Raw genomic sequence first — 24,146 nt, forward strand, 5'->3', positions numbered from 1 at the left:
GAGGCGGTCAGAACAGGTTGCTGCGGATGGTGCTCAGTCGGCCGGGAGCACGTCCACGAGCTTGCGGCCCTTGCGGCGGCCGAACTTCACGGTGCCGGAGGCCAGGGCGAAGAGGGTGTCGTCCTTGCCCTTGCCGACGTTCTCGCCGGGGTGGATGCGGGTGCCCCGCTGGCGCACGATGATGCCGCCGGGGTTCACCACCTGGCCGTCGAAGAGCTTGACGCCGAGGCGCTGTGCTTGGGAGTCGCGGCCGTTCCGAGTGGAACCGCCGCCCTTGGTCTTCGACATGGCTAGCCCTTCTTGATCCCGGTGATCTCGATGTTGCTGTAGTGCTGGCGGTGCCCCCAGCGCTTGCGCTGGTTCGACTTGTTCTTGTAGGTGAAGCCGGTGATCTTGGGCCCGCGGCCGGCGCCCAGCACCTTGGCCGAGACGGTCGCCTTGGCCAGCGCGTCCGGCGACGACACGATGGTCTCGCCGTCCACGAGCAGCACCGGGGTCAGCTCGACGTCGCCGTCGTCCTGCCCCAGCTTCTCCACGAGAAGGGTGTCCCCCTCCTCGACCTTGTACTGCTTGCCACCGGTCTTGATCACCGCATACATAAGACCGACGATCCTACCCGCCAAACGCCCGAATCGACCAACTGACGTGAACGCACAGGCTCCGAAGGAGCCTTGGGGCCGCAGGCCCCACCAGCCCCCACCACCAACGATGCGGACCGGGACGCCCAGCCGCACCCCGGAGGCGTTGGCGGGTGGCGCCGATCCGGAGGGTCCGAAAGATCGGCCCATGCCTTTCCGGGCCGATTTTCGGATACCGGATCGGTGACAGGACCCGCCAGCGCCGGTCAGTGAAGGAACCGACCGACCGACCGACCGACCGACCGACCGACCGACCGACCGACCGACCGACCGACCGACCGACCGACCGACCGACCGACCGACCGACCGACCGACTCAGATGTCCAAGAGCTCCGGATCGAACTGCAACCCCCGCCCTTCACACTCAGGACAAAGAGAAGAGAACGACTCGATCAAACCTTCCCCGATCCGCTTCCGCGTCATCTCGACCAGCCCCAGCTCCGAGATGTCGAAGACCTGCGTCCGCGTCTTGTCCAACGCCAGAGCCTCGCGGAACTCGCGGATCACGTCCTCGCGGTTCTTGCGGATCTCCATGTCGATGAAGTCGATGACCACGATGCCGCCGATGTCGCGGAGGCGCAGTTGGCGGGCGACCTCGACGGCGGCCTCGAGGTTGTTGCGGTAGACGGTCTCCTCGAGGTTCGACGTGCCGACGTTCTTGCCGGTGTTGACGTCGATGACGGTGAGGGCCTCGGTGTGCTCGATGATGAGCGAGCCGCCGGACGGCAGCCAGACCTTGCGGTCGAGGGCCTTGTGGATCTGCTCGTGGACGTGCTGGCGCTCGAACAGCGAGAGCTCGCTGGTCTCCCGGTCGTAGTACTCGACCCGGTCGGCCAGCGCCGGCGAGATGCTGGCGACGTAGTCGCGGACGTCCTCGTAGAGCGCCTTGTCGTCGATGACGATGCCCCGGTAGTCCTTGTTGAACTCCTCGCGGATGACCCGGAGGGCCATGTCCGGCTCGCGGTAGAGCAGGGCCGGCGCCTGGGACTTCTTGGCGAGGGCCTCGATGCGGGTCCACTGGTCGCCGAGGCGGGCGACGTCGCGCTCGATCTCCTCGGCGCTGACGCCCTCCGCCGCGGTCCGCACGATGATGCCGTGGCCGGCGGGGCGGACCCGGTCGAGGATGGACCGGAGGCGCTTGCGCTCGTTGTCGGCGAGGCGCTTGGAGATGCCGTAGGTGGTGCTGTTGGGGATCAGGACCACGAAGCGACCGGGCAGCGAGACCTCTTGGGTGAGGCGGGCGCCCTTGGCCCCGATGGGGTTCTTGGTGACCTGGCAGATGATGCTCTGCTTGGGCTTGAGGATCTGCTCGATCCGGGCCTGGCCCTTCTCCTCGATGTCCTCGGCGTCGTACTGCACGTCGCCCCGGTAGAGCACGGCGTTCTTCGGGGTGCCGATGTCGATGAAGGCGGCTTCCATGCCGGGCAGGACGTTCTGCACCTTGCCGAGGTAGATGTTGCCGTGGATCTGGGTGGTGTCGTCGGAGGGCCGCGAGACGTAGTGCTCGATGAGGGCCCGGCCCTCCTGCACCGCGATCTGGGTGGCCGAGGGGCGCACGGACACGCTCATGAGGTACCGGCCGACGGGCCGGCCCTTGCGCTCGCGCCCTCGTCGCTTCTTCATCGTCTCGTCGTCGAGCTCGAGGGGCGCGTCGGAGGTGATGGCGTCGACGGGCTCGCCGCCGCGGCCTCGGCCGCCGCCCTTGGCGGTGCTGCCCTGGGCCCGTGCGCGTCCTGCCGTGCCGGGCGCGGGCGCGCTCTGCCCGCGGTTGCCGCCGCCTCGGCCGTTGCCGCCGCCGGAGCCGGTCTGGCCCGAGGTGTTGCGACCGCCGGACTGACCGCCGGAGCCTTGGCCGCCTTGACCACCGCCGCCGCCACGGCCACGGCCGCCGCGCCGACGGCGCTTGCGGGGGGCACCGTCTCCCCCGCCGTCACCCCCACCGCCGTTGCCGGCAGGCGCCGACCCGGTGCTGGGCGGGCCAGGGGGCGCGGGCATGCTGTCGCCGATCTGGGGCTTGCGGGGCACGAGCGCCTTCTCCGCCGCCTCGGCCGACTTGGGTCGGCCTTCGATCATGCGCTCGGGCAGCTCGTCGGGGTTCTTGGGATCTGGGGTCGGGGTGGCGGTGCGGCGGGGCGCCGGCGACGTGGTCGCGTCAGCGCCCGGGCGGTCGCCCGGGGTGGGTTCGGACATGGAGAGGTTCCCTTCTCATGACGCACGCGCCTCGGCGTGCGCGGGGGGTGCCGCGACAGGCGTGCCGAGCGAGAGCGGCTCGCTGCGGACGCCGTCGAGCGTCACCCACTGGTGAATTCGACAGACCCGGCGCTCGGTGAGCGTCGGGTCGACTACAGCCAGCAGCTCGGACGGCCGCAGGCTTCGGGGCTGGGTGCCCAGCTCGGTCTCGAGGGTGACCTCGTCAGGGGTCTCCCCGGTGACCGCGAGGGCGAGGATGTAGGGCCGGAGATCGTCGGTGACGGCCTTGCCCTTCCGTTCTCTGGTGACGATGAGCTCGTCGGCGGCGAGGGCGCGGGCCACGACGGCCGCGGCCTGTGGTGCGGTGGTGCCCCCGACGTCGAGCCGCCAGGTGCAGCTCGTGACCGCCTGTTGCAGGGACATCACCCCAGTGTCGACGATCACGGCGGCGTCGACGGTGATCCCCACCGGCAGGCAGGGGGTGAGCCGGTCGGGCAGGGTGGCGACGTCGAGGTCGTCGGGGCCGCCCTCGGCGGGCTCGGCGATGTCGAAGTCGAGGTACTCGGCCTCGGATTCGGCACCGGTGGGCAGGGCCAGGCCGAAGTGCATCTTGGGACGCGGCGAGAAGCCCTGGGTGTAGGCCATGGGCAGCTCGGCCCGTCGCAGGGCGCGCTCCCACATGCGGGCCAGATCGCGGTGGCTGGTGAAGCGGACCTTGCCGCGCTTCGTGAAGCGGGCGCGAACCCTCATCCCGCCCTCACGGGGTCGCGGGCCAACAGCACCACGGGTACCTCGTGGCCGGTGGCGAGGTCCTGGCCCGTGCCCTGGCTGCCACCTGCGGGCGGCGTGGCCGAGGCGACGATGTGCTCGATGCCGTAGCCGGTGCAGGCGCCGCAGTCGTAGCAGGGGGTCCACCGGCAGTCCTCGAGGCCGACCTCGTCGAGCGCGTCGCGCCAGTCCTGCCAGAGGAAGTCCTTGTGGAGCCCGGCGGAGAGGTGGTCCCAGGGCAGGGTCTCTCCCTCGGTGCGGTGGCGGTGGACGAAGTCGTCCACCGCGAGGCCGTGCTCGTCCATGGCGTCGAGCCAGCGCTGGTGGTCGAAGTGCTCGGACCACTCCTGGAAGGTCCCGCCGGCCCGCCAGACGGACTCGATGACCGGGCCGAGGCGGCGGTCGCCCCGGCTCATGACGCCTTCGATGAGCGTGGCGCGGGGGTCGTGCCACTTCAGCTGGACGCCCCGCTCGTGGCGGACGGCGTCTCGCAGGAGGTTGACCTTGCGGGTGAGCTCGTCGACCGTGTTCTGGCCGAACCACTGGAAGGGCGTGAAGGCCTTGGGCACGAAGCCGCCGACGGACACCGTGACCGACGGGCCCTTGTGGTACTTGCGGCCGATCTCGACGCAGCGCTTGGCCAGCTCGGCGATGCCCAGGGTGTCCTCGTCGGTCTCGGACGGCAGGCCGATCAGGAAGTAGAGCTTCATGCGCCGCCAGCCCTGCGAGTAGGCCGACTCGACCGCCGAGTAGAGGTCCTCCTCGCGGATGAGCTTGTTGATGATCTGGCGCATGCGCCACGTGCCGGCCTCGGGGGCGAAGGTGAGGCCGGTGCGGCGGGCCTTCTGCACCTCGGCGGCGATGCCGACGGTGAAGGCGTCCACCCGCAGGCTCGGCAACGAGACCGACACCTGCCCGCAGTTCATCGGGTCGTTCACGGTGTCGGCCACCACACCCTCGATGCCGCTGAAGTCGGCGGTCGAGAGCGAGGTGAGGGCGACTTCGTCGTAGCCGGTGCGGCGCAGGCCGTCCTGGATCATGGTGCGCACCTGGTCGGCCGGGCGCTCTCGCACCGGCCGGGTGATCATCCCGGCCTGGCAGAACCGACACCCGCGGGTGCAGCCGCGGAAGACCTCGACGTTCAGGCGGTCGTGGACGACCTCGGTGAGGGGGACGAGCTGGGTCGACGGATAGGGCCACTCGGCCAGGTCGGCGACCGTGCGCTTCTCGACGCGCTCGGGGACGTCGGCGTGCACGGGGGTGGTGGCCAGCAACCGGCCGTGGTCGTCGTAGGTGGACTCGTAGAGCGAGGGGACGTAGACGCCGCTCACCACCGCGAGGCGCCGCAGGATGTCCGCCCGGGAGCTCCCGTCGGCGCGACCCTCGGCCAGCACCTCGTTGATCTCCCCGACGACCTCTTCGCCGTCGCCGAGGACGACGAAGTCGAGGAAATCCGCGAGGGGCTCGGGGTTGTAGGTGCAGTGGCCGCCGGCGGCGACGAAGGGGTGCTCGTCTCCGCGGTCGGCGCTGCGCACCGGCACGCCGGCGAGGTCCACGCAATTCAGGAGGTTGGTATAGACGAGCTCGGCCGAGAGGTTGAAGGCGATGACGTCGAACTCGCCGGCCGGGCGGTGGGTCTCGAGGGAGAACAGGGGCACGTCGTGCGCGCGCAACTCGGCCTCGAGGTCGGTCCAGGGCGCGTACGAACGCTCGGCGGCCGCGTCGGGGCGCTCGTTCAGGATCTCGTAGAGGATCTGGAGGCCCTGGTTGGGCAGACCGATCTCGTAGGTGTCCGGGTAGACCAGAAGCCACGCCACACGCCCGGGGCCGTGCTGCGGCACGCGGGCGCCGTCTTCACAACCGATGTAGCGGGCCGGCTTCTGCACCCGGCCCAGGAGCGGTTCGAGCTCGGGCCAGACAGTTGACATCGTGCGTCGAATCGTACCCCGAACGCCCCCGAACACCCTGATCAGACGAACCGGCGCATGTGAACCGAGAGGACCAGGCCCAGGGCGGCGCTCTGGGTCAGGATGGCCGAACCGCCGTAGGACACGAACGGCAGGGGGATGCCGGTGACCGGCATGATGCCCATGGTCATGCCCACGTTCTCGAAGACCTGGAACACCACCATCGAGAGCACGCCGACGCAGACCAGCATCCCGTACTCGTCCCGCGACAGCTGCGCGGTCCGCCAGATGCGCCAGACGATCACCCCGAGGAGCCCGAGCACGAGCGCCCCGCCGGCGAAGCCGAGCTCCTCCCCCACCACCGTGAAGATGAAGTCGGTGTGCTGCTCGGGCACGTAGTTGAGGCGGGTCTGCTGGCCGTTGAACAGCCCCTGGCCGGTCAGGCCGCCACCGGAGATTGCGACCACCGCCTGCTTGGTGTTGTAGGCGGCGCCCTGCGTGTCGCTGTCCGGGCTGACGAAGGACGTGAGGCGGTCCACCTGGTACGCCTTGAGGATCGGTGAGTTCAAGATGAGCACCGTCCCCACGATGGCCACCAGGGCCACCATGGCGAGGTGCCGGGGGCGGACGCCGGCCACGGTGATCATGCCGAGGGCGGCGAACACGAACACCAGCACCGTGCCGAGGTCGGGCTGCAACATGATCAGGCCCATGGGGACGGCCGCGATGCCGAAGGCGATGAGGAGCCGACGCCCGTCGAGCCCACCGGCCCGGTCGTAGGTGAGGAAGGCGGCCATGCCCAGGATGAAGACGATCTTGGCGAACTCGGAGGGCTGGAGCTGGAAGCCGGCCAGCTCGAACCAGGCCTGGGCGCCGTTCGACTCGGAGCCGAGCGGGGAGATCACGAGCACGAGCAGGGTGAGAGCCGCGATGGCCATGGGAATGGCCCAGTCCCGGTAGTGGCGGTAGTCGACGCACGCCACCGCCGCCATCACCCCCCAGCCGAGCACGGCGAACATCAGTTGGCGTTGGAGGAAGAACGTCGTGGTGGGCGTCTCGCCCCCCGGGCCCTTGGTGGCGCTGAACACCATCAGCACCCCGACCAGGGACAGCGCGACCACCGCGGCGACGAGGATCCAGTCGACGTGGCGGGCCGGGGTCGGCACCGTCGAGCGGGTCGGGCCGAGCGACCGGCGGGCGAGCGACGCGGGGGCGGTCATCAGATCGTCATCCTGTGGCCGAGGTGGCGGCGGCATCGGCGCCGAGGACGTCCGCGGCACGGGGGGCGATGGGCATCTGCGCGGGGTCGGCGATGCCGGCGAAGATGCGGGCGATGATGGGCGCCGCCGCGTCGGCGCCGTAACCGGCCTGCTCGAGGATCGCGGCCGCGACGTACTGGGGTGGCTGGTCGGGCAGGACCGGGCCGAACCCTGCGAACACCGAGGTGTTCTGCTTGTTGGTCACCTCGGCGGTGCCGGTCTTGCCGCCGACGGGCCAGCCGGGCGGATTGTTCTCGAACGCTCCGACCGCCGTGCCCTCGGCCCCCTGGGTCACGCCCACGAGGCCGTCGACGATGGGCTGGCGGATCTCGGGCGTGAGGTTGTAGCGCCCCTGGAGCTCGGGCTCGTACCGGTCGAGCACCTGGAGCTGGGCACCGTCGGCGATGGGGTCGACGACCGCGGTCGCGAGGTGGGGACGCCAGACGGTGCCCCCGTTGGCGATGGCGCCGTAGGCGTTGGCCAGCTGCAGCGGCGTCGAGAGCATCTCGCCCTGGCCGATGGCGAGGTTGACGTTGTCACCGCTCAGCCAGTCCCCGTACGGGAAGGCGTCGGGGTTCTCCTCGTGGTTGTTGGCCTTGCGCTCGGGCGTCGGCACCACCCCGCCGCGCTCCTCCCCCAGCTCGATGCCGGTGGGGGTGCCGAAGCCGAACGAGCGGGCGGTCTCCTGGAGCGCCTCTTCGCCGACCTCGTCCCGGCGCAGCCAGAGGATGTCGCCGATCTCGTAGTAGTAGTAGTTGCTGGAGACCTCGAGCGAGCGACGCATGTCCACGTCGCCGTGCGGCTGGGATTCGGAGTTGGCGAAGGTGCACGTGTCGCCCTCGCAGTTCTGGACCCGGTACTCCCCGACGTCATTGACGGCGTCCACGGGCGTCCGGACGCCGTTCTCGATCGCGGCCAGCGCGGTGATGGGCTTGAAGGTCGACCCTGGGGCGTACTCGCCGGCCACGGCCCGGTTGAGCAGCGCCTTGGGCCCGTAGGGGTCGCTCAGGAGCGTGTACTGCTCCTGGCTGATGCCGTCGAGGAAGTCGTTGGGGTTGAACGTGGGGTACGAGGCCATGGCCACCACCCCGCCGTTGTTGGGGTCGAGCACGACCACCGAGCCGCCGGCGTTGTCGTAGGTGTCGTTGACCATGTCCATCCGGGTGGCGAGCTCGGTCTCGGCCAGCGACTGGACGTTGACGTCGAGGGTGCTGATGAGGTCATGGCCGGGGACCGGCGGGTCATGCGAGACCGTGCGCACCACGTTGCCTCTCGCGTCGACCTCGAGGACGAGCTCGCCCGGCTGCCCACGGAGCTGGTCTTCGTAGGCCGCCTCGATGCCGGCGCGCCCGATCTCGTCACCGGGCTCGTACCCGAGCGGGTTCTCGCCGTCGGTCTCCTCTTCGATCTGGTCGAGCTTCTCCTGGCTGATGGAGCCGATGTAGCCCAGCACGTGGGCACCGAGCGAGCCGTAGGGGTACTGGCGCACGGTCGTCCGACGCACCGAGACGCCCGGGAGGTCGCTTTGGCGCTCCATGACCGCGACCATCTGCTCGTCGGAGATGTCGGTGACCACCGGTACCGGCGCGAAGGGGTCGATGAAGTTGTCGGCGATGTTCTCCTCGAGGGTGGCGACCGTCACGGGGACGTCCTCGCTGGTGAGCTGTGCGGCGAGCAGGCCGAGCACCCGGGCGCGCTCCTCGGGCTCGCCTTCCGCGGTCGGCAGCACCCGGACGTCGGCGATCACCTGGAGCACCTCGTGGCTGTCCACGAGCACCTGCTGATTCCGGTCGAGGATGCGCCCGCGCGGCGCCTGCTCGTGGACGACGCGCAACCGGTTGTCGGTGGCCACCTGCTCGAAGTCGGAGCGCTGCACGACCTGGAGCGTGTACATGCGCACGAAGAGCGCCGCGAACAGCGAGAACGCGACGATGCCGACGACGCTCAGCCGGAGGCCAGGGTTCTCAGTGGCCACAGCCATCTTCCCTGGAAAGCGCGGATACGGACCCTTCGATCATGACATCACCAGCCGCCGCGGTGGGGTCGCCTCCGACGGGTGCTCCCCCGCCGGCTCCGGGTGAGCACCTCGGGCACGCGCAGCCGCTCGAGGCCCAGCGGCTCGCCCTGGCTCCAGCGGGTGATCGGCAACACGATCACGGCGAGCACGGTGTTGAGGACCCCGACCCCGAGCGCCACCAGGATCGAGTGCACGCTGAGCCACTCGAGGTTGCCGAGCAGGGCGCCGAGGGCGGCGTAGGCGAGCGTGGCCGCGCTGCTGGCGATGCCGGCGACGGCCAGCGGGGTCCACCAGGTGCTGCCGAGCACCGCGTGCTGGAGCCCACCGACGACGTAGCCCACCGAAGCGCCCACGAGCGCAGAGAGCCCGAAGGGGGTGGTCACCGTGAGATCGAAGAGGAGGCCCCCGGCGAATCCGGCGAGCGCACCCCGCTCCGGACCACCGGCCAGGCCGATCCCGATGGCCGTGAGCAGGATCACGTCCGGCACGACGCCGAACAAGGGGGTGCGGGAGAACAGGCTCACCTGGAGGAGGAAGGCGAGACCCACCACCACGGCCGTGCGCACCCCGACGAGCGAGCCCATCAGCTCGGCGTCCAGAGCATCACGGAGACGAAGCTGAGGTGGTCGAGGTCGGCCGCCGGCTGGAGGTCGATGCTCTGCTCGATCTCGCGGCCGGCACCCACCGTGGTGCTCGTGGTGGTGGTCGCCGTGGGGTCGTCGCGCTCCGGGGCGGCAGCCTCCACCGCCTCGGTGGCGATACCCACCGCGATCCCCGGAGGGAACAGGCTGCGCTCGACCCCGCTGGTGGTGAAGAAGTCCCCGGGGTTGATCTCAGTGGCTGCGTCGAGCCCGACGTCGACGCGGAGGTTCTGGCCCTCCCCTCGCCCTTCGGCCACGCCGATGTCGCCGCTCAGCACGTGGCGGACCCCGATGCGAAAGCCCGGATCGGTGATGAGCTGCACGTGCGCAGAGCTCAAGGAGACGTCCACGACCCGACCCACGAGGAGGGCCGAACGGCCGGGCACCTCGTCGGACGCCGCCGCGGTGACCACCGGCATGCCTCGTCGGATGCCCGCGTTGGCGCCCTTGTCGATCTGGATGGTGCGGTCGAAGTTCGACACCGGGCCGCCCACCACCCGGGCGTTGGTGCGCACGATGTCGGCCACGTCGGGGAGGTCGAGCGCCTCACGCATGGCGTCGAGGTCCGCGGCGGCCTGCTGTGCCAGGGCTTGGTCGCCGCGGAGCTCGTCGAGCTGGCGGCGCAGCTCCTCGTTCTCGGCCCGGAGGTCGTCGCGGTTGAACACGCCGTTGAAGGCGTCGCCGACAGGCCCGAACACGGTGTCGCTGACCGCCCGCACCGGGCTGAGGACCGCGCCGAGCCCCGACTTCACGCTGTTGACCGGCCCGAGGTTGGCCGTGTCGAGCGCGATCACCGTGATCGAGATCAGCACGAGCACGACGAGGGTGGTGCGCGAGCGTCCGTGCTCGCGCGGGGGTGCCACGCCCGGGGCCGGCTAGAGCCGGTTGGCGGAGAACAAGACGCCCTTGAGCGCCTCGAACTCCTCGAGCGACTGCCCGGAGCCGAGCGCCACCGCGTACAACGGGTTCTCGGCCACCCGGACGGGCATGCCGGTCTCGTGGCCCAACCGCTCGGGGAAGCCGTGCAGCAGCGCGCCGCCGCCGGCGCACATGATGCCCTGCTCCATGATGTCGGCGGCGAGCTCGGGAGGGGTCTTGTCGAGGGTGACCTTCACGGCGTCGATGATGGCCGCGACCTGCTCCTCGAGGGCCTCGCGAATCTCGCCCGTGGACAGCACGACCGTCTTGGGCAGGCCGGTCACGAGGTCGCGGCCGCGGATCTCGGCGTTCAGCTCCTGCTGGAGCGGCCACGCCGACCCGAGCTGGATCTTGACCTCCTCAGCGGTGCGCTCGCCGAGCGCCACGCTGTACTCCTTCTTCATGTACTGGATGATGGCGTCGTCCAGCTCGTCGCCGCCGACGCGCGAGGACTGGCTGGCCACGATGCCGCCGAGGGAGATGACCGCCACCTCGGTGGTGCCACCACCGATGTCGACGATCATGTTCCCGGTGGGCTCCTGGACGGGCAGGCCGGCGCCGATGGCCGCGGCCATGGGCTCTTCGATGATGTAGGCGGGCTTGCGGGCGCCGGCGTACTCGGCGGCCTCCTGCACCGCCCGCTGCTCCACCCCGGTGATGCCGGAGGGGACGCAGATGACCATGCGGGGCTTCACCCACCGGCGCTGGTGCACCTTGTGGATGAAGTAGCGCAGCATCTTCTCGCAGATCTCGAAGTCGGCGATGACGCCGTCCTTCAGGGGGCGGATGGCCTGGATGTGGCCGGGCGTGCGCCCGATCATGCGCTTGGCCTCGATGCCGACGGCCAGCGGACGGCCGTCGCGGGTGTTGATGGCCACCACCGAAGGCTCGTTCAAGACGATGCCCCGCCCGCGCACGTAGACCAGGGTGTTGGCGGTGCCGAGGTCGACCGCCATGTCGCGGCCCATCACGGTGGTCAACAGGTTGTCGGACATCCAGCGCCCCTACTCCGCAGTCGGGTTTGGGGGATTGTAACGCAAATGCAATGAGGCCGCGCCCGCCCGGCGCCAGGCTACGCCAAGTCGGGGAAGAAGATGGCGATCTCCCGGGCGGCGGACTCCTGGGAGTCCGAGCCGTGGACCAGGTTCTCGGTGAGCTCGATGCCGAAGTCGCCCCGGATCGTGCCCGGTGCCGCCTCGGCGGGGTTGGTGGTGCCCATCATCGTGCGGACGACCTTGTAGGTGTCCTCGGGGCCCTCGACGACGAGCACGAGCGCCGGCGAGCGGCCGATGAAGGCCACCAGGTCGTCGTAGAAGCCCTTGCCCTGGTGCTCCTCGTAGTGGCGCCCTGCGGTCTCGGCGTCGATCGTGCGCAACTCGGCGGCGACGAGGCGGAGGCCCTTGCGCTCGAGGCGGCTGACGATCTCCCCGGCGAGGCCGCGTTCCACGGCGTCGGGCTTGGCGATGACGAGAGTTCGGTCCATGAGGGCGGCAGCCTACGGGAGGTCGGCCGCTGCCCGGAAACCGGGACTCACGGGTGGGGAAGGCTGCGCGACGCCGTCGCGCCGTTCCAGGTCGGCGACGAGCTCACGTTGGTCACCGTCGCCGTGACGGGCGTGATGGAGTCCGAGACGCCGCTGATGCGGGCGAGGCACTGTCCGTTCGTCGCCGTCGTGCAGGTCGTGGTGCCGAGCACGTTGCCGTTCGACCGCGTGAAGCGCACCGTCACGACGGCGCCGGAGACGTTGGCCCCGGTGCTGGTGTTCTTGATGGTCACGGTGATGGCCGGCCGCCACCCGCTGCCCGAGGTGTCGGAGCTGGCGGAGGTCCCGCTGATGTAGGAGCGGGGCGCCGCCGTGGTCGTCGTCGTGGTCGGCGCCGCCGTGGTGGTCGTCGTGGGCGGGGCGGTCGTGGTCGTCGTGGGCGGGGCGGTCGTGGTCGTCGTCGTGGGCGCCGCCGTGGTCGTGGTGGTGGGGGCTGCGGTGGTCGAGGTCGACGAGCCGCCGGGGATGGACGTCCCCGTGGGCGACGCCCCGTCGGTGCCCGGTAGCGCGCCGATGCGGCTGCTGGTGTCGTCGTAGTAGTCGTCGGCGTTGCGCTCGAGGGCCTGGATGGCCCCGAGCGAGGCGAACAGGAGCAGCGCCGCGATCAAGGCGTACTCGACGCCGGTCGCCCCACGCTCTGCGCCTCCACGGCGCCACCACCTCCGGAGCGAACCCATACGACCCACGTATCGACCGTTCGGGCCCCGCGATCAAGGAGTTCACCGGGCGAATGCCGGGGAACTCTCCGGGGCCGGTGCCGGCGCCCGGTCGGCGGTCAGGGCCTCAGACGAAGGCCATGGTGCCGGTCGCCCGGTCGAGGGCGTGGTTCAGGAGCACGAGGATGGACTCCTTCACCGACTCGCGGTCCCGGGCGTCGATGGCGATCACGGGCACGTCGGGCTTCACGTCCAGCGCGGTCGCGACGTCGCGCAGGCTGTGGTGGGCCACGCCGTCGAACTGGTTGACCGCCGCCACGAACGGGATGTCCCGGGACTCGAAGTAGTCGACGGCCGGGAAGCAGTCGTCGAAGCGGCGGCTGTCGATGAGCACCAGGGCCCCGAGGGCCCCGATCACGAGGTCGTCCCACATGAACCCGAAGCGGTCCTGGCCCGGGGTGCCGAAGAGGTACATCACGAGCCCGCCGTCGAGGGTGATGCGGCCGAAGTCCATCGCCACGGTGGTCGTGGTCTTGCCCGTGACGTCGCCGAGGTCGTCGACCTGGGCGGCGACGGTCGTCATGGCCGCCTCGGTGGTGAGCGGCTCGATCTCGGACACGGCGCCCACCAGGGTGGTCTTGCCGACACCGAAACCGCCGGCGACCACCAGCTTGATGGGAAGGGGGTGGGTCTCGGCCATGGCTCCTCAGATCTTCTCGAACGCGGTGATGACCCGTCGCAGCAGGTCGGGGTCGGTGGCGGTGCCGGCCGCCGCGGCGTGCTGGGCGAGGAGCCCGCCGCCCACCAGATCGCCGGCCAGGACCTGCACGACGCCCAGTGGCAGCACGAGGCGTGCCGACAACTCGGCGACGGAGATGGGGGACGTCGCCCGGTGCAACAGGCCGCTGTGCTCCGGGCCGATCTGCCCGAGGCGCTCGCGGCCCAGTTCCGTGATCACCACCAGGGTCTCGAACCCGCCGGCGAGCTGCGCCGAGCGGGTGCGGCCCTTCGTGATCAGGTAGGGCCGGACCCCGTGCTCGCCCGCGCCGGTCTCGGCTGCCGCCCTCGAGGGCATGGGACGCGCACCGGGGTGGCCGTCGCTCATCTGGCCAGGGCCCCCTTCAGCTCGGCGATGAGCTCGGGGGTCAGGGAGGAGCCCACCCGTTCGACGAGCAGCGTGGTGCCGTAGCCCACCGCCCCCAGGTCGCAAGACGGGCCCGCGACCACGCCCAGGCACGACCCACCGCTGATGGCGGTGACGAACAGGTACCCGTCGGTCATCTCGACGATGGCCTGGCTCAGGCCACCCCGCCCGGTCACCCGCGCGGCGCCGTCGGCCAGGCTCCGCAGCCCGGACACGATGGCCGCGAGCTGGTCGGCCGCCGAGCGGTCCAGGTTGGACGACATGGCCATGAGCAGGCCGTCCGAGGAGACGGCGATCGCCTCCTCCACCTCGGCGGTGCTGTCGACGAAGTTCGACAGCAGCCAGCTGATGTTGCGCACCTGCTCGCTCAGGGTGGACGTCACCGGGGGCCTCCTTCGTCCGGGCTCGGACGATCGTGGCGGGCCTGACGGACGCCGGCCTGGAGGCGGGCCAGGTTGGAGCGGACCTCGTCGGGCGAGCGTCGGGTGGCGCCCGGCGAGCCGGCCCCGCCCGGAGGGGTGGGGGCGGGCGCAGGTGCGGCGGACGGGGATGTCGAGTGGCCGCCGACGCCGTTCGCCTGGTCACCGTTCGCGCCTGTGCCCCGTCGCGAGCGCAGCGTCGCGCCCGCCGGGGCGCCCGAGAGACGGTCCGGTGCCGACGCGGTCGGCCCGGGCGCCACGGTGGGGGCCGCGGGCGGGTCGGCACGGAGCGGGGCCGGGGGGACCAACGTCGGGAGCCGCACTCCCGCGGACGGCGGCGCCTCACCCGCCGCGTGCGTGGCGGTCGAGGTGGTCGAGGAGGTCGACGGCGTCGCCACCGCACCGGCCATGGCGGGAGTGCGGTCTCGCGGCCCGGCGACGGCCTCCGGGGCCCGGTCCCCCACCGCGGCACCCGCCGTGGTCGGTGACGCCGGCGCGGGCGCCGACCGCGCCGGGGTGGCCTGGCCCGGAAGGGGGCCGACGAGGCCGAAGGGCAGCCACACCAGCGCCACGGTGCCCCCACTCGGGTTGTCGGCGAGCTGCACGTGGAGGTCGTGGCGGGCGGCGAGGCGGCCGACGACGTGGAGGCCCAGCATCTTCGCCCGCGAGCCGTCGTCGCCACCGCTGACCCGCAGCTGGGCCTCGGCCATCTGCTCGGCCGTCATCCCGAGCCCGTGGTCGACGATGGACAGGACGTAGCCGTCCTCGCGCCGCCGGCCGTGGACCTCCACCTGGGTCGACGGCGGAGAGAAGAGCGCGGCGTTCTCGAGCAGCTCGGCGAGGAGGTGGGTCACGTCGGCCGCCGCCGTGCCGAGCACCGCGGCGGGCTCGAGGCCGGCGAGATCGATGCGGCCGAAGTCCTCGATCTCGGAGATCGCGGCGCGCACGACGTCGATCATGGGCACGGGCGTCGACCAGGTCCGAGCGGGCTCGGCGCCGGCCAGCACGAGCAGGCTCTCGGCGTTGCGCCGCATGCGGGTGGCGAGGTGGTCCAGGCGGAACAGGTGGTCGAGCGCCTCGGCGTCACGCTCGTTCTGCTCGAGGTCGGACACGAACGAGAGCATGCGTCGCAGCAGGTTCTGGTTCCGCCGGCCCAGGTGCAGGTAGGTCTCGGACACGTCTCGCTGGATGCGGGCCTGCTCGGCGGCGAGATCGACGGCGGTCCGCACCACCGAGTTGAAGGCCTCGGTGGCGTGGGCGAGCTCGTCGTGTCCCATGGCCGGCGCCAGTTCGAGATCGGGGGCTCCGTCGACGAGGTCGGCGGACCGGAGCTCCTCGGCCACACGGGGCAGGTTGCGCTCGAGTGCATTCAGGGGACGGCGGATCGACCGGACCACCAGGGCGGCGAGGACGACGGCCAGGACCGCCACCACGGCCACGAAGATCACGAGCATGTCGGTCCGACGCTCGATGAGGGCGGAGGTCTCGGCCTGCACCTCGGCCTCGTGCGCGGCGGCCAGGCGGGTCACACGGCCGACGGCGTCGTCGTGTCGCTCGTAGGCGCTCTGCAGCGGCCCCTCGACCAGACGCTGGGCCTCTTCGGTGTCGCCGTCGGCGACCGCAGGCAGGAAGTCCTCGTCGACGACGTCCCAGAACTCCTGGGCCGGCGCGTACGAGTCGGAGAGGAGCGCGAACCGAAGCGAGGGCTCGTCACCGAGCCGCTCCTCCCAGAAGTCGTGGCGCTCCTCGTACTTCGCCTGGAGTCCCTCGAGGCGCTCGGTGAGCACCGCCACCCGACCGGGATCGGTCTCCGTGGCGAGCTGGCGCACGACCAGGAAGCTCTCCACCAGAAACTCGGGCGGGGCCGTGACGTCGCTCACGAGCTCCTTGGTCTCGATGATGTCGGCGTAGGAGGGGCCTTCGACCTTGACCGCCTGCATCGTCTGGAAGCCCAGCACGGCCACGCCGGTGACCGCGAGGAGGGGCACGGCCATCATGAGGGCCAGCCGAGTGCGGATCTTCAGACGTGACAGCAACCTCATGACCTCCCAGAGCAGCCAGACGGCCCCCACGGCAGCATCGGCCGGTGCGTGGTCGGAGTTGAGGTTTCACGGCGCCCGGCGATCGGACGATCGGGGGCGAAGGCGTCAGTCGCGTTCGGCGACGAGGCCCCGGGCGCGGCACCACGATCGGGCGGCGCCGACCACGTAGAGCGAGCCGGCGACGACCACGACGTCGTCGGGCCCGGCGCGCCCGAGCACCTCGTCGAGGGCGTGAGCGACCGTCTCGATGCGCCGGCCACGGAGGCCGAGGGTGGCGGCGGCCTCGACCACGACCGAGGCCGGCTGGGCGCGCGGCGAGTCCGGCGTGCACACGACGAGCTCGTCGTCGGCACCGACGCCGAGGGCGCGCAGCATCTCGACGGCGTCGCGGCCGTCGAGGAAGCCCAGAACGAAGTGGCGCCGGCCGGCGGAGGCGAACCCTTCGGTCAAGGTGGCTGCCAGCGAGGACGCCCCGTCCGGATTGTGGGCGCCGTCGAGGACGACGAGGGGCTGGTGGCCCACCACCTCGAACCGGCCCGGGACCACGACGCCGGCCAGCGCCTCGGTGACGACGTCCTCGTCGAGCGGGCGTCCGACGAAGGCCTCGGTCGCGGCCAACGCGATCGCCGCGTTGTCCCCCTGGTGGGCGCCGTGCAGGGGCAGGAAGAGCTGGTCGTAGGTGGCACCGGGGGTGCGCACGTCGATCAGGCGGCCGCCGATGGCCAGTTGGTTGGCCAGGCAGCCGAAGTCCTCGTCGCGGCGCCAGACCTCGCCGGCGCCGGCAGCCGCGAAGATCGGGGCGAGGTCCGGGTCGGTCTCCCCCAGCACCAGGGTGGCGCCCGGCTTCACGATGCCGGCCTTCTCCTCCGCGATCGCCGCCCGCCAGCCGGGACCGCCGTCGGTGTGGTCAAGGCCCACGTTGGTGATCACGGCCACCGCCCCGTCACCGGCGTTGGTGGCGTCGTAGCGACCCAGCAAGCCGACCTCGACCACGGCGACGTCGACGGCCACGTCGGCGAACCACTTGTAGGCCGCCGCGGTGAGGATCTCGAAGTACGAGGGCGGGCCGACGGCGGCTTCCAGCAACGGCTCGACCCGGGCCACATCGGCCAGGAGCTCGGCCAGCGTCTCGTCGTCGACGGGGCGGCCGTCCCACCGGAGGCGTTCGTTGAGGCGCTCCAGGTGGGGGCTCGTGTAGCTGCCGACGCTCAAGCCCAGGGCCTGGAGCAGCGCGGCCACCATCCGCACGGTCGAGCCCTTGCCGTTGGTGCCGGTGACATGCACCACCGGCACGTCGCGCTGGGGGTCGCCGAGCGCGGCCAGCACGGCGCGGATGCGGTCGAGGGACAGACCTTCGATGCGTCCTGCGGTGGCTTCCCGGTTGACGTGGCCGTGGAGGTACTCGAGCGCGGTGGTCAGCTCCACCGAGTCGTCACCCGCCCTCGGCGGTGGGTGCGCCGAGGCGGCGGGCGCGGCGCTGTTGGCGCCAGGCGGCCGCCATCCCCACCGCGAGCCCGACGGCGCCGCCCTGCACGGCCCCACGGGTCGCCTGGCGGGCCACCAGCTCGGCCGGGTCCTCTTCGCGGCGCACGGTCTGGGCCACGGCCACCGCGGCGCCCACCACGGCGCCGACCACGAGGCCCTGCACGAGTCGGCTCACCGCAGGGTCGGGATCAGGAAGCGGCGCGGCGCGGGCGCGGCTGGTGGGTCGGCTCGCCCCGCGGCACGAGCGTGGGGTTGACCTTCTCGTTCACCACCGCGCCGTCGATCACGCACTTGCCGACGTCACCCCGGCTGGGGAGGTCGTACATCACGTTGAGGAGGACCTCCTCGATGATCGAGCGCAGGCCGCGGGCACCGGTCCCCCGCTTGAGGGCCTGGTCGGCGACTGCGTCGAGGGCGTCGTCGGTGAACTCGAGCTCGACGTCTTCGAACTCGAAGAACTTGCGGTACTGCTTGACCAGCGCGTTGCGGGGCTCGACGAGGATGCGGATGAGGGCTTCGCGGTCCAGGTTGGCGACCGCCCCGACCACGGGGAGGCGGCCGATGAACTCGGGGATGAGGCCGAACTTCAGCAGGTCCTCGGGGAGGACCTGGGTGAAGATGGCCCCGAGGTCCTTCTCGTTGGACTGGCGGATGTCGGCCCCGAAGCCGACGCCCTTGTTCCCGGCCCGGGCCTCGATGATCTTCTCGATGCCGGCGAACGCACCACCGCAGATGAACAGGATGTTCGTGGTGTCGATCTGGATGAACTCCTGGTGGGGGTGCTTGCGACCCCCCTGCGGCGGCACCGACGCGGTGGTGCCCTCCAGGATCTTGAGCAGGGCCTGCTGCACACCCTCGCCCGAGACGTCACGGGTGATCGACGGGTTCTCGCTCTTGCGGGCGATCTTGTCGATCTCGTCGATGTAGATGATGCCGGTCTCGGCCTTCTTGACGTCGTAGTCCGCGGCCTGGATCAGCTTGAGGAGGATGTTCTCGACGTCCTCGCCGACGTAGCCCGCCTCGGTGAGCGCGGTCGCGTCGGCGATGGCGAAGGGGACGTTGAGCATCCGCGCCAGGGTCTGGGCCAGCAACGTCTTGCCGCAGCCCGTGGGCCCGATCAGCATGATGTTGGACTTCGCCAACTCGACGTCGTCCTCGCCCTTGCCGGCACCCTCGAGCTGGACGCGCTTGTAGTGGTTGTAGACGGCGACGGACAGGATCTTCTTCGCCTGTTCCTGGCCGATGATGTAGTCGTTCAGGAACTGGTAGATCTCGCGGGGCTTCGGCAGCTCGTCGAAGCGCAGCTCGGAGGTCTCGGAGAGCTCCTCTTCGATGATCTCGTTGCACAGATCGATGCACTCGTCGCAGATGTAGACGCCCGGGCCCGCGATGAGCTTCTTGACCTGCTTCTGCGACTTGCCGCAGAACGAGCACTTGAGGAGCTCGCCCCCGTCTCCGAACTTGGCCACGTCAGTCCCTTCCCCCGGTGCGCTCTGTCGACCCTACGAGCTGACCGCCTGGATCGGGCCGCTGGTGTCGACCAGGTCCCGGGCGGAGATCACCTCATCGATGATGCCGTACTCCTTGGCTTCCTGCGCGGACATCACGAAGTCACGGTCGGTGTCGACGTTGATCTTCTCGACGGGCTGGCCCGTGCAACCGGCCAGGATCGTCTCGAGGGTGGTGCGCATGCGAAGGATCTCGCGGGCCACCAGCTCGATGTCGGACACCTGGCCACCGGCCTGGCCGTAGGGCTGGTGCAGCAGCACCCGGGAGTGCGGCAGGGCCATGCGCTTGCCCTTGGTCCCGGCGGCGAGGAGCACCGCGGCGGCCGAAGCGGCCTGGCCGAAGCAGATGGTGGTGATGTCGGGCTTGACGTACGACATCGTGTCGTAGATCGCCAGCAGGGCGGTGATGTCGCCGCCCGGGCTGTTGATGTAGATGTTGATGTCCTTGTCGGGGTTCTCCGACTCGAGGTGCAGGAGCTGCGCGCAGATGAGGTTGGCGACCGTGTCGTCGATGGGCGTGCCCAGGAAGATGATGTTCTCCTTGAGCAGGCGCGAGTAGAGGTCGAAGGCACGCTCGCCACGGTTCGTCTGCTCGACGACGGTCGGGACGAGGTAGTTGCGGATGGGCTCCATCAGGGGGCGTCCTGTTCTGTGGGCTCGGCGTCGGTGGGTTCGGGCTCGGCGTCGCTGGGTTCGGACTCGGTGGTGGCGCTCGCGGTCGTCTCGCCCTCGTCGTCCTTCTCGGTGTCGTCGGTGGCGTCGGCGTCGTCGTTCTCGGCAGGCGGCTCGAGGGCGGCACGGTCGACGGGGTTGCCGTCGCCGTCGACGAGGGTGACCTGCTCGACGAGCCACTCGAGTGCGGCCCGCTTGCGCAGGTCGGCGCGCAGCCCGGCGGTGCCGGCGTGGTGCTCGAACTGATGGCGCACGTCCTCGACGGACTCGTTGAAGCGCTCTGCGAGACGCTCGTACTCGGCCTCGAGCTCCTCGTCGGTGGCGTCGAGGCCCTCGGCCTCGGCGATGGCCCGCAGGCCGAGGTCGATCTTCACGGCCTGTACCGCCCCGTCGCGCAGCTCGGCGAGCATCGACTCTGGATCCTGCCCGGTGATGGCGGCGTACTGCTCGAGGTCCATCCCCTGGGCCTGGAGGCGCATGGCGAGGTTCTGGAGCTGGTCCTGCATCTCGGCCTGGACCATCGCCTCGGGCAGCTCGAGCTCGACGAGCTCGGCGAGGGCCTCGGCGGTACGGGCCTGCGCGGCCATCGCGGCCTGAGCGGCCCGGACCCGGGTCATGCGGTCGACGTAGTCGGCCCGCAGCTCGGCGACGGTCTCGAACTCGGAGGCCTCGTTGGCCCACTCGTCGGTGACCTCGGGCAGGACCTTCTCCTTGACCTCCTTGACGAGGACCCGGAAGTGCAGACCGCCGTCCTCGTCGGGGTCGGGGTGCTCGGCGTCGAACTCCAGGATGTCCCCGACCTTGGCCCCGGTGAGCTGGGCGTCGATCTCGGGGACGATGCCCTCGCTGCCGAGGGGGTAGAGGTAGTCGTCGGCGGTCAGGCCCTCGACGGCCTCGCCACCGACCGAACCGGCGATGTCGATGCGGACGTGGTCGCCTTCGCGGGCCGGCCGCTCGACGGTCTCGAGCTCGCCGAACTGCTCGCGCAGGCGCTCGACCTGGGCGTCGATCTCCTCGTCGGTCGGGACCGGCGAGGGGATCTCGACCTCGAGCCCGGCGTAGCCCTCGAGGGTGATCTGCGGGCGGACCTCGACGACGGCGTCGAAGGCCACCGGCCCGGCCTCCTCACCGTCGGTGATGTCGATCTCGGGGGCGGCGATGACGTCGACCTCGTGCTCGCGCACGGCCTCGGCGTAGTAGCCGGGAAGCGCCTCCCGCAGGGCCTCCTCGCGGGCCACGCCCGTGCCCAGACGAGCCTCCAGGAGCTTGCGGGGGGCCTTCCCCGGCCGGAAGCCGGGGATCTTGATCTCGTTGGCGATGCGCTTGAACGCCGAGTCCACCGCCGTTTCGAATTCAGCCTCGTCGACTTCGACGGAAAGCTTGACCTTGTTGCCCTCGAGGGTCTCGACGCTCGTCTTCACAGGCGGCTGAGTGTAACGGTCCGTCCTGTTCGCCCACGCCATCTCGCTACGGTTGTCGGCGACGGGGAGTAGCGCAGCCAGGTAGCGCACCTGCTTTGGGAGCAGGGGGTCGCGGGTTCAAGTCCCGCCTCCCCGACGTCGGCCCTCGACTACCGTCGCGGGTCCTCGCGGGTGTAGCTCAATGGCAGAGCCTCAGGCTTCCATCCTGATGACGCGGGTTCGATTCCCGTCACCCGCTCCACCGCCACCGCCCACGCGGCGGGCTCAGACCGGAGCCGCCTCGCGGTCCCCGTCCGGCGCGACGGCGTCGACCGCATCGTCGTCGGGGGGCGAGGCCAGCACGGCGCTGAGCCCGACCAGCAGCCAGATGTAGCGGGTCCAGATGTGCTCGAGGAACGACGCGAGGACCATGTGGGCCACGAACGTGAGGGTCACCGCGTAGAGGACGAGGTCGTGACCCGCGAGCCGGCGGCGTGCCCAGGTCAGGCGGAACGCGGGACGCACGGTCGACAGCGCGACGAGGAGCCAACCGGCGAGCCCGATGGCGCCCAGCCCGACCCAGATCTCCAGGTGCCCGCTGTGGGGCCCGGTCGTGGAGCGGTTCACCATCCCGTCACCGACGATCAGGGCGTGGTCCCCGGCCTGGTCCAGGCGGTCGCGTGCGAGGTTGAACCGGGCGTCGGTCGAGGTCTCGGAGAACTGGCTGGCCGCCGTGTCCGTCCGCAGGAGCAGGCGGTCGACCACCGGGAGCCGCACGAGGCTGGCGAACCCGAGCGCGAAGACGATCAGGGCCACGCCGCCCACCCCGGCGACCCACCGGCCCTTGCCCATGCGGACGACCTTGACGGCCAGGAACATCAGCGCGACGACGACCGCCACGACGGCGCTGCGCGACCCGCTCCAGAGCATGCCGCCGACGAGCGGGACGATGGCGACGGCGTACCAGCGCCAGCGCCGCTCGTGCGCGGCGAGCACGCAGGCCATCACCAGCGCGAGGGCGCAGTACACCCCGAGGTGGTTCGCGTTGCCGGTCAGCCCGGTCGCCCGGTCGGTGGTGTTGGCCACGTCACGCCAGGGCTCGGTGAACGAGAGCTTGGTGATCGAGGCGAAGGCCCCGAGGCCGGCGGACAGCGCGGCGCCGGTGATGAAGGCCTGGAGCAGGCGGCGCACCGTCCGCCAGTCGGGGTCCCACCAGGCCAGGAGGACCCAGGCCATCACCATCGTGGTCAGCAGGCGCCCGTGGAGCACGGCGCTGTCGATCGGGGTGTCGGAGAACGCCAGGCTCACCACGGAGCCCACGGCGAGGAGCACGGCACCGGCGCGCAGGAGCCAGGGTGCGAGCCGCCAGGGCGACCGCCCGAACGGCCCCCAGAGCACGGCGAGGCCGGCGGCGAGCGCGAGGGGCACGTCCGCTCCGGCGACGGTCTTGGTCACCCGGAGACTGACGAGGGGCATGAGGAAGAACGACAGCGTCATCAGCTGTGCGATGCGATTGCGGCGGCGCACCGGATCCGCGGGCCACGCGGCTCCCGGCGGCCGCGCCATCCCCAGGTAGGCCACCACCGCGACGATGAGCCAGAGGTAGCGGTTCCAGATGTTGTTGACCGTGAGCGCCGTGACGACGAAGGCCACGAACCCGGCGCTGAACGCGAAGCGCACCCCTTCGCGCTCGTCGAGGCGATCACGCCGCCAGGCGGTGCGCAGTGCCGGCGCGCAGGTGAGCGCGCAGACGACGAGCCAACCCACGATGCCCAGCGCGCCGAGCCCCAGCCAGACCTCGAAGTGGCCGTTGTGGACCGAGGTGGCGGGCTGCTCGCGGAGGCCGGAGCCGACGAGGAGGCTTTCCATGCCGCGGTCGTCGAGCGCCCGGTTGAACAGCTCGATGCGGACGTCGGTCGATTCGACGCTGAGCGCGCTCGCCGTGGTGTCGGTCCGCAGGAGGAGGCGGTCGATGGTGGGGACCCGCACGAGGCCGCTGACGGTGACGACCACGAAGAGCAGGCCGACCGCGGCTGCACCGGCCACGACGCGTTGGTGACCCGTGCGCACGAGGCGCACGGCCACGAGGACGAGACCGACGGCGACACCGACCATCGCCCCCCGTGACCCCGAGTAGGCGATGCCGAGGACCTGCACGACGACGGCCACGGTGTACAGCGCTCGGGCGCGGCGGTCGTGAGCAAGCGTGGCCAGCACCGCGGCGAACACCGCGCCGATGGCGGTGACGACACCGAAGATGTTGGCGTTGCCGGCGAGCCCCGTGGCCCTGCCCACGCCGCTCTCGAAGTCGGCGAAGTAGTGCGAGGAGGAGGCCGCCACGGTGCCGATGACCGAAGACACCGACGCCGAGACCACATACACCGAGGCGCAGCGGCGCAGGAGCCGGGTGCTCGGGTCGGCGCCGAGGAGCACCACGAAGCAGAGCACCGCCACCCCGGCGAGCCGTGCCAGCAGCTCGACGCTGCTCGCCGACGTCGGCGAATACGCCTCACGGGCGAAGTCGGAGAGCGCCTCGGACGCACCCGGGATGATGGGACTGGTCGCGTCGGCGCCGGCGAAGAGCAGGCCGAGGACCCCCCCGGCGGCCATCAGCGCCAGACCGAGCGCCAACCGGGGCCGGATGATCGAGTCGATCGACCGCCACCGGTGTGCGGAGAGCACCACCGCGAGGCCCGCCAGCACGAGGCTGACGTCGGCCAGCGTGATGTGCGGCCCGATCCGCTCGAGCTGCACGGGCGTCAGCGCGAACGTGAGCAACAGCAGCAGGTCGGCCACCGGCCGCAGGTCGCCGCTGCGCACGCGTCCCCACATCCCCCACGGGGCGGCTCGCGGCGACTCGTCGGCGACCGGCGCACCCGGTTCGATCCGTCGGTCGACGACGGGCGCGGTCACGGCCACCGGGCGATGCTAATCACGCG

Annotated in this window: 22 protein-coding genes, 2 tRNA genes and 1 pseudogene; 3 read left to right on the forward strand and 22 right to left on the reverse strand. The window is 71.0% G+C overall.

Features of this window, described 5'->3' with window-relative positions; all coding sequences use genetic code 11:
• Positions 1–33 precede the first annotated feature (33 nt).
• The gene (gene rpmA, locus JNK12_21660) at positions 34–288 is read right to left on the reverse strand and encodes a 50S ribosomal protein L27 (GenBank protein MBL8778556.1); all 255 of its coding nucleotides are present in this window, start codon (positions 286–288) and stop codon (positions 34–36) included.
• A gap of 2 nt (positions 289–290) precedes the next feature.
• Positions 291–599 carry a 50S ribosomal protein L21 gene (gene rplU, locus JNK12_21665; GenBank protein MBL8778557.1) on the reverse strand — a complete coding sequence of 103 codons (309 nt, stop codon included), beginning with the start codon at positions 597–599 and terminating at the stop codon, positions 291–293.
• A 152-nt stretch (positions 600–751) separates the two neighbouring features.
• On the opposite strand from rplU, the pseudogene JNK12_21670 reads away from it, so the two are divergent.
• Positions 752–949 (forward strand): annotated as a pseudogene (locus JNK12_21670) (PT domain-containing protein).
• Between the two features lie 4 nt (positions 950–953).
• Here the strand turns inward: JNK12_21670 and JNK12_21675 are convergent.
• From JNK12_21675 to tig, 19 genes are all read right to left on the reverse strand, one after another.
• Complete coding sequence (locus tag JNK12_21675; GenBank protein ID MBL8778558.1) at positions 954–2,828, reverse strand: Rne/Rng family ribonuclease; 1,875 nt, start codon at positions 2,826–2,828, stop codon at positions 954–956.
• A gap of 15 nt (positions 2,829–2,843) precedes the next feature.
• A complete protein-coding gene (locus tag JNK12_21680; GenBank protein MBL8778559.1) occupies positions 2,844–3,578 on the reverse strand; it encodes a DUF2344 domain-containing protein in 735 nt (244 codons plus the stop codon).
• Positions 3,575–5,524: a TIGR03960 family B12-binding radical SAM protein gene (locus JNK12_21685; GenBank protein ID MBL8778560.1), complete on the reverse strand. Its 1,950-nt coding sequence runs from the start codon at positions 5,522–5,524 to the stop codon at positions 3,575–3,577. Before JNK12_21685 ends, JNK12_21680 begins: the two co-directional genes overlap by 4 nt.
• 41 nt (positions 5,525–5,565) lie before the next feature.
• Positions 5,566–6,723: a rod shape-determining protein RodA gene (gene rodA, locus JNK12_21690; GenBank protein MBL8778561.1), complete on the reverse strand. Its 1,158-nt coding sequence runs from the start codon at positions 6,721–6,723 to the stop codon at positions 5,566–5,568.
• A 7-nt stretch (positions 6,724–6,730) separates the two neighbouring features.
• Complete coding sequence (gene mrdA, locus JNK12_21695; protein ID MBL8778562.1) at positions 6,731–8,737, reverse strand: penicillin-binding protein 2; 2,007 nt, start codon at positions 8,735–8,737, stop codon at positions 6,731–6,733.
• Positions 8,738–8,784: 47 nt separating this feature from the next.
• Positions 8,785–9,363, reverse strand: a complete 579-nt coding sequence (gene mreD, locus JNK12_21700) for a rod shape-determining protein MreD (GenBank protein ID MBL8778563.1) — start codon at positions 9,361–9,363, stop codon at positions 8,785–8,787.
• On the reverse strand, positions 9,363–10,283 hold the full coding sequence (locus JNK12_21705; GenBank protein ID MBL8778564.1) for a rod shape-determining protein MreC: 921 nt from the start codon (positions 10,281–10,283) through the stop codon (positions 9,363–9,365). The genes mreD and JNK12_21705 overlap by 1 nt, the downstream gene beginning before the upstream one ends.
• Positions 10,284–10,295: 12 nt before the next feature.
• The gene (locus tag JNK12_21710; protein MBL8778565.1) at positions 10,296–11,306 is read right to left on the reverse strand and encodes a rod shape-determining protein; all 1,011 of its coding nucleotides are present in this window, start codon (positions 11,304–11,306) and stop codon (positions 10,296–10,298) included.
• Between the two features lie 104 nt (positions 11,307–11,410).
• Positions 11,411–11,821, reverse strand: a complete 411-nt coding sequence (ndk, locus tag JNK12_21715; protein ID MBL8778566.1) for a nucleoside-diphosphate kinase — start codon at positions 11,819–11,821, stop codon at positions 11,411–11,413.
• A 47-nt stretch (positions 11,822–11,868) separates the two neighbouring features.
• Positions 11,869–12,558: a hypothetical protein gene (locus JNK12_21720; GenBank protein ID MBL8778567.1), complete on the reverse strand. Its 690-nt coding sequence runs from the start codon at positions 12,556–12,558 to the stop codon at positions 11,869–11,871.
• A 106-nt stretch (positions 12,559–12,664) separates the two neighbouring features.
• A complete protein-coding gene (locus tag JNK12_21725) occupies positions 12,665–13,237 on the reverse strand; it encodes an ATP/GTP-binding protein (protein ID MBL8778568.1) in 573 nt (190 codons plus the stop codon).
• Between the two features lie 6 nt (positions 13,238–13,243).
• Complete coding sequence (locus JNK12_21730; protein ID MBL8778569.1) at positions 13,244–13,642, reverse strand: DUF742 domain-containing protein; 399 nt, start codon at positions 13,640–13,642, stop codon at positions 13,244–13,246.
• Positions 13,639–14,052, reverse strand: a complete 414-nt coding sequence (locus JNK12_21735) for a roadblock/LC7 domain-containing protein (protein MBL8778570.1) — start codon at positions 14,050–14,052, stop codon at positions 13,639–13,641. Before JNK12_21735 ends, JNK12_21730 begins: the two co-directional genes overlap by 4 nt.
• Positions 14,053–14,060: 8 nt before the next feature.
• A complete protein-coding gene (locus JNK12_21740; GenBank protein ID MBL8778571.1) occupies positions 14,061–16,172 on the reverse strand; it encodes a hypothetical protein in 2,112 nt (703 codons plus the stop codon).
• 75 nt (positions 16,173–16,247) lie between these two features.
• Positions 16,248–17,567 (reverse strand): hypothetical protein, encoded by a 1,320-nt coding sequence (locus JNK12_21745; GenBank protein ID MBL8778572.1) that lies wholly within the window; start codon positions 17,565–17,567, stop codon positions 16,248–16,250.
• Between the two features lie 7 nt (positions 17,568–17,574).
• Positions 17,575–17,802, reverse strand: a complete 228-nt coding sequence (locus JNK12_21750) for a hypothetical protein (GenBank protein MBL8778573.1) — start codon at positions 17,800–17,802, stop codon at positions 17,575–17,577.
• A gap of 13 nt (positions 17,803–17,815) precedes the next feature.
• Positions 17,816–19,096, reverse strand: a complete 1,281-nt coding sequence (gene clpX, locus JNK12_21755) for an ATP-dependent Clp protease ATP-binding subunit ClpX (GenBank protein ID MBL8778574.1) — start codon at positions 19,094–19,096, stop codon at positions 17,816–17,818.
• A gap of 33 nt (positions 19,097–19,129) precedes the next feature.
• On the reverse strand, positions 19,130–19,768 hold the full coding sequence (locus tag JNK12_21760; GenBank protein ID MBL8778575.1) for an ATP-dependent Clp protease proteolytic subunit: 639 nt from the start codon (positions 19,766–19,768) through the stop codon (positions 19,130–19,132).
• Positions 19,768–21,228 carry a trigger factor gene (gene tig, locus JNK12_21765; protein ID MBL8778576.1) on the reverse strand — a complete coding sequence of 487 codons (1,461 nt, stop codon included), beginning with the start codon at positions 21,226–21,228 and terminating at the stop codon, positions 19,768–19,770. The genes JNK12_21760 and tig overlap by 1 nt, the downstream gene beginning before the upstream one ends.
• Positions 21,229–21,290: 62 nt before the next feature.
• Here tig and JNK12_21770 point away from each other — a divergent pair.
• Together JNK12_21770 and JNK12_21775 are read left to right on the forward strand one after the other, a co-directional pair.
• A tRNA-Pro gene (locus JNK12_21770) sits at positions 21,291–21,364 on the forward strand.
• A gap of 31 nt (positions 21,365–21,395) precedes the next feature.
• A tRNA-Gly gene (locus JNK12_21775) sits at positions 21,396–21,469 on the forward strand.
• Between the two features lie 23 nt (positions 21,470–21,492).
• Here JNK12_21775 and JNK12_21780 read toward each other — a convergent pair.
• Positions 21,493–24,126: an O-antigen ligase family protein gene (locus tag JNK12_21780; protein MBL8778577.1), complete on the reverse strand. Its 2,634-nt coding sequence runs from the start codon at positions 24,124–24,126 to the stop codon at positions 21,493–21,495.
• Positions 24,127–24,146: the final 20 nt, after the last annotated feature.

Source organism: Acidimicrobiales bacterium (genome assembly GCA_016794585.1).
In the GTDB taxonomy this organism is placed as follows: domain Bacteria; phylum Actinomycetota; class Acidimicrobiia; order Acidimicrobiales; family DATDAH01; genus JAEUJM01.

Bases quoted from the DNA above. Each gene is read 5' to 3' on its own strand.
- JNK12_21730 (MBL8778569.1), bottom strand. From the start codon at position 13,642: ATGAGCGACGGCCACCCCGGTGCGCGTCCCATGCCCTCGAGGGCGGCA.
- rplU (MBL8778557.1), bottom strand. From the start codon at position 599: ATGTATGCGGTGATCAAGACCGGTGGCAAGCAGTACAAGGTCGAGGAG.
- JNK12_21725 (MBL8778568.1), bottom strand. From the start codon at position 13,237: ATGGCCGAGACCCACCCCCTTCCCATCAAGCTGGTGGTCGCCGGCGGT.
- rpmA (MBL8778556.1), bottom strand. From the start codon at position 288: ATGTCGAAGACCAAGGGCGGCGGTTCCACTCGGAACGGCCGCGACTCC.
- JNK12_21710 (MBL8778565.1), bottom strand. From the start codon at position 11,306: ATGGGCCGCGACATGGCGGTCGACCTCGGCACCGCCAACACCCTGGTC.
- JNK12_21720 (MBL8778567.1), bottom strand. From the start codon at position 12,558: ATGGGTTCGCTCCGGAGGTGGTGGCGCCGTGGAGGCGCAGAGCGTGGG.
- mreD (MBL8778563.1), bottom strand. From the start codon at position 9,363: ATGGGCTCGCTCGTCGGGGTGCGCACGGCCGTGGTGGTGGGTCTCGCC.
- rodA (MBL8778561.1), bottom strand. From the start codon at position 6,723: ATGACCGCCCCCGCGTCGCTCGCCCGCCGGTCGCTCGGCCCGACCCGC.
- JNK12_21680 (MBL8778559.1), bottom strand. From the start codon at position 3,578: ATGAGGGTTCGCGCCCGCTTCACGAAGCGCGGCAAGGTCCGCTTCACC.
- JNK12_21675 (MBL8778558.1), bottom strand. From the start codon at position 2,828: ATGTCCGAACCCACCCCGGGCGACCGCCCGGGCGCTGACGCGACCACG.
- JNK12_21760 (MBL8778575.1), bottom strand. From the start codon at position 19,768: ATGGAGCCCATCCGCAACTACCTCGTCCCGACCGTCGTCGAGCAGACG.
- ndk (MBL8778566.1), bottom strand. From the start codon at position 11,821: ATGGACCGAACTCTCGTCATCGCCAAGCCCGACGCCGTGGAACGCGGC.
- JNK12_21685 (MBL8778560.1), bottom strand. From the start codon at position 5,524: ATGTCAACTGTCTGGCCCGAGCTCGAACCGCTCCTGGGCCGGGTGCAG.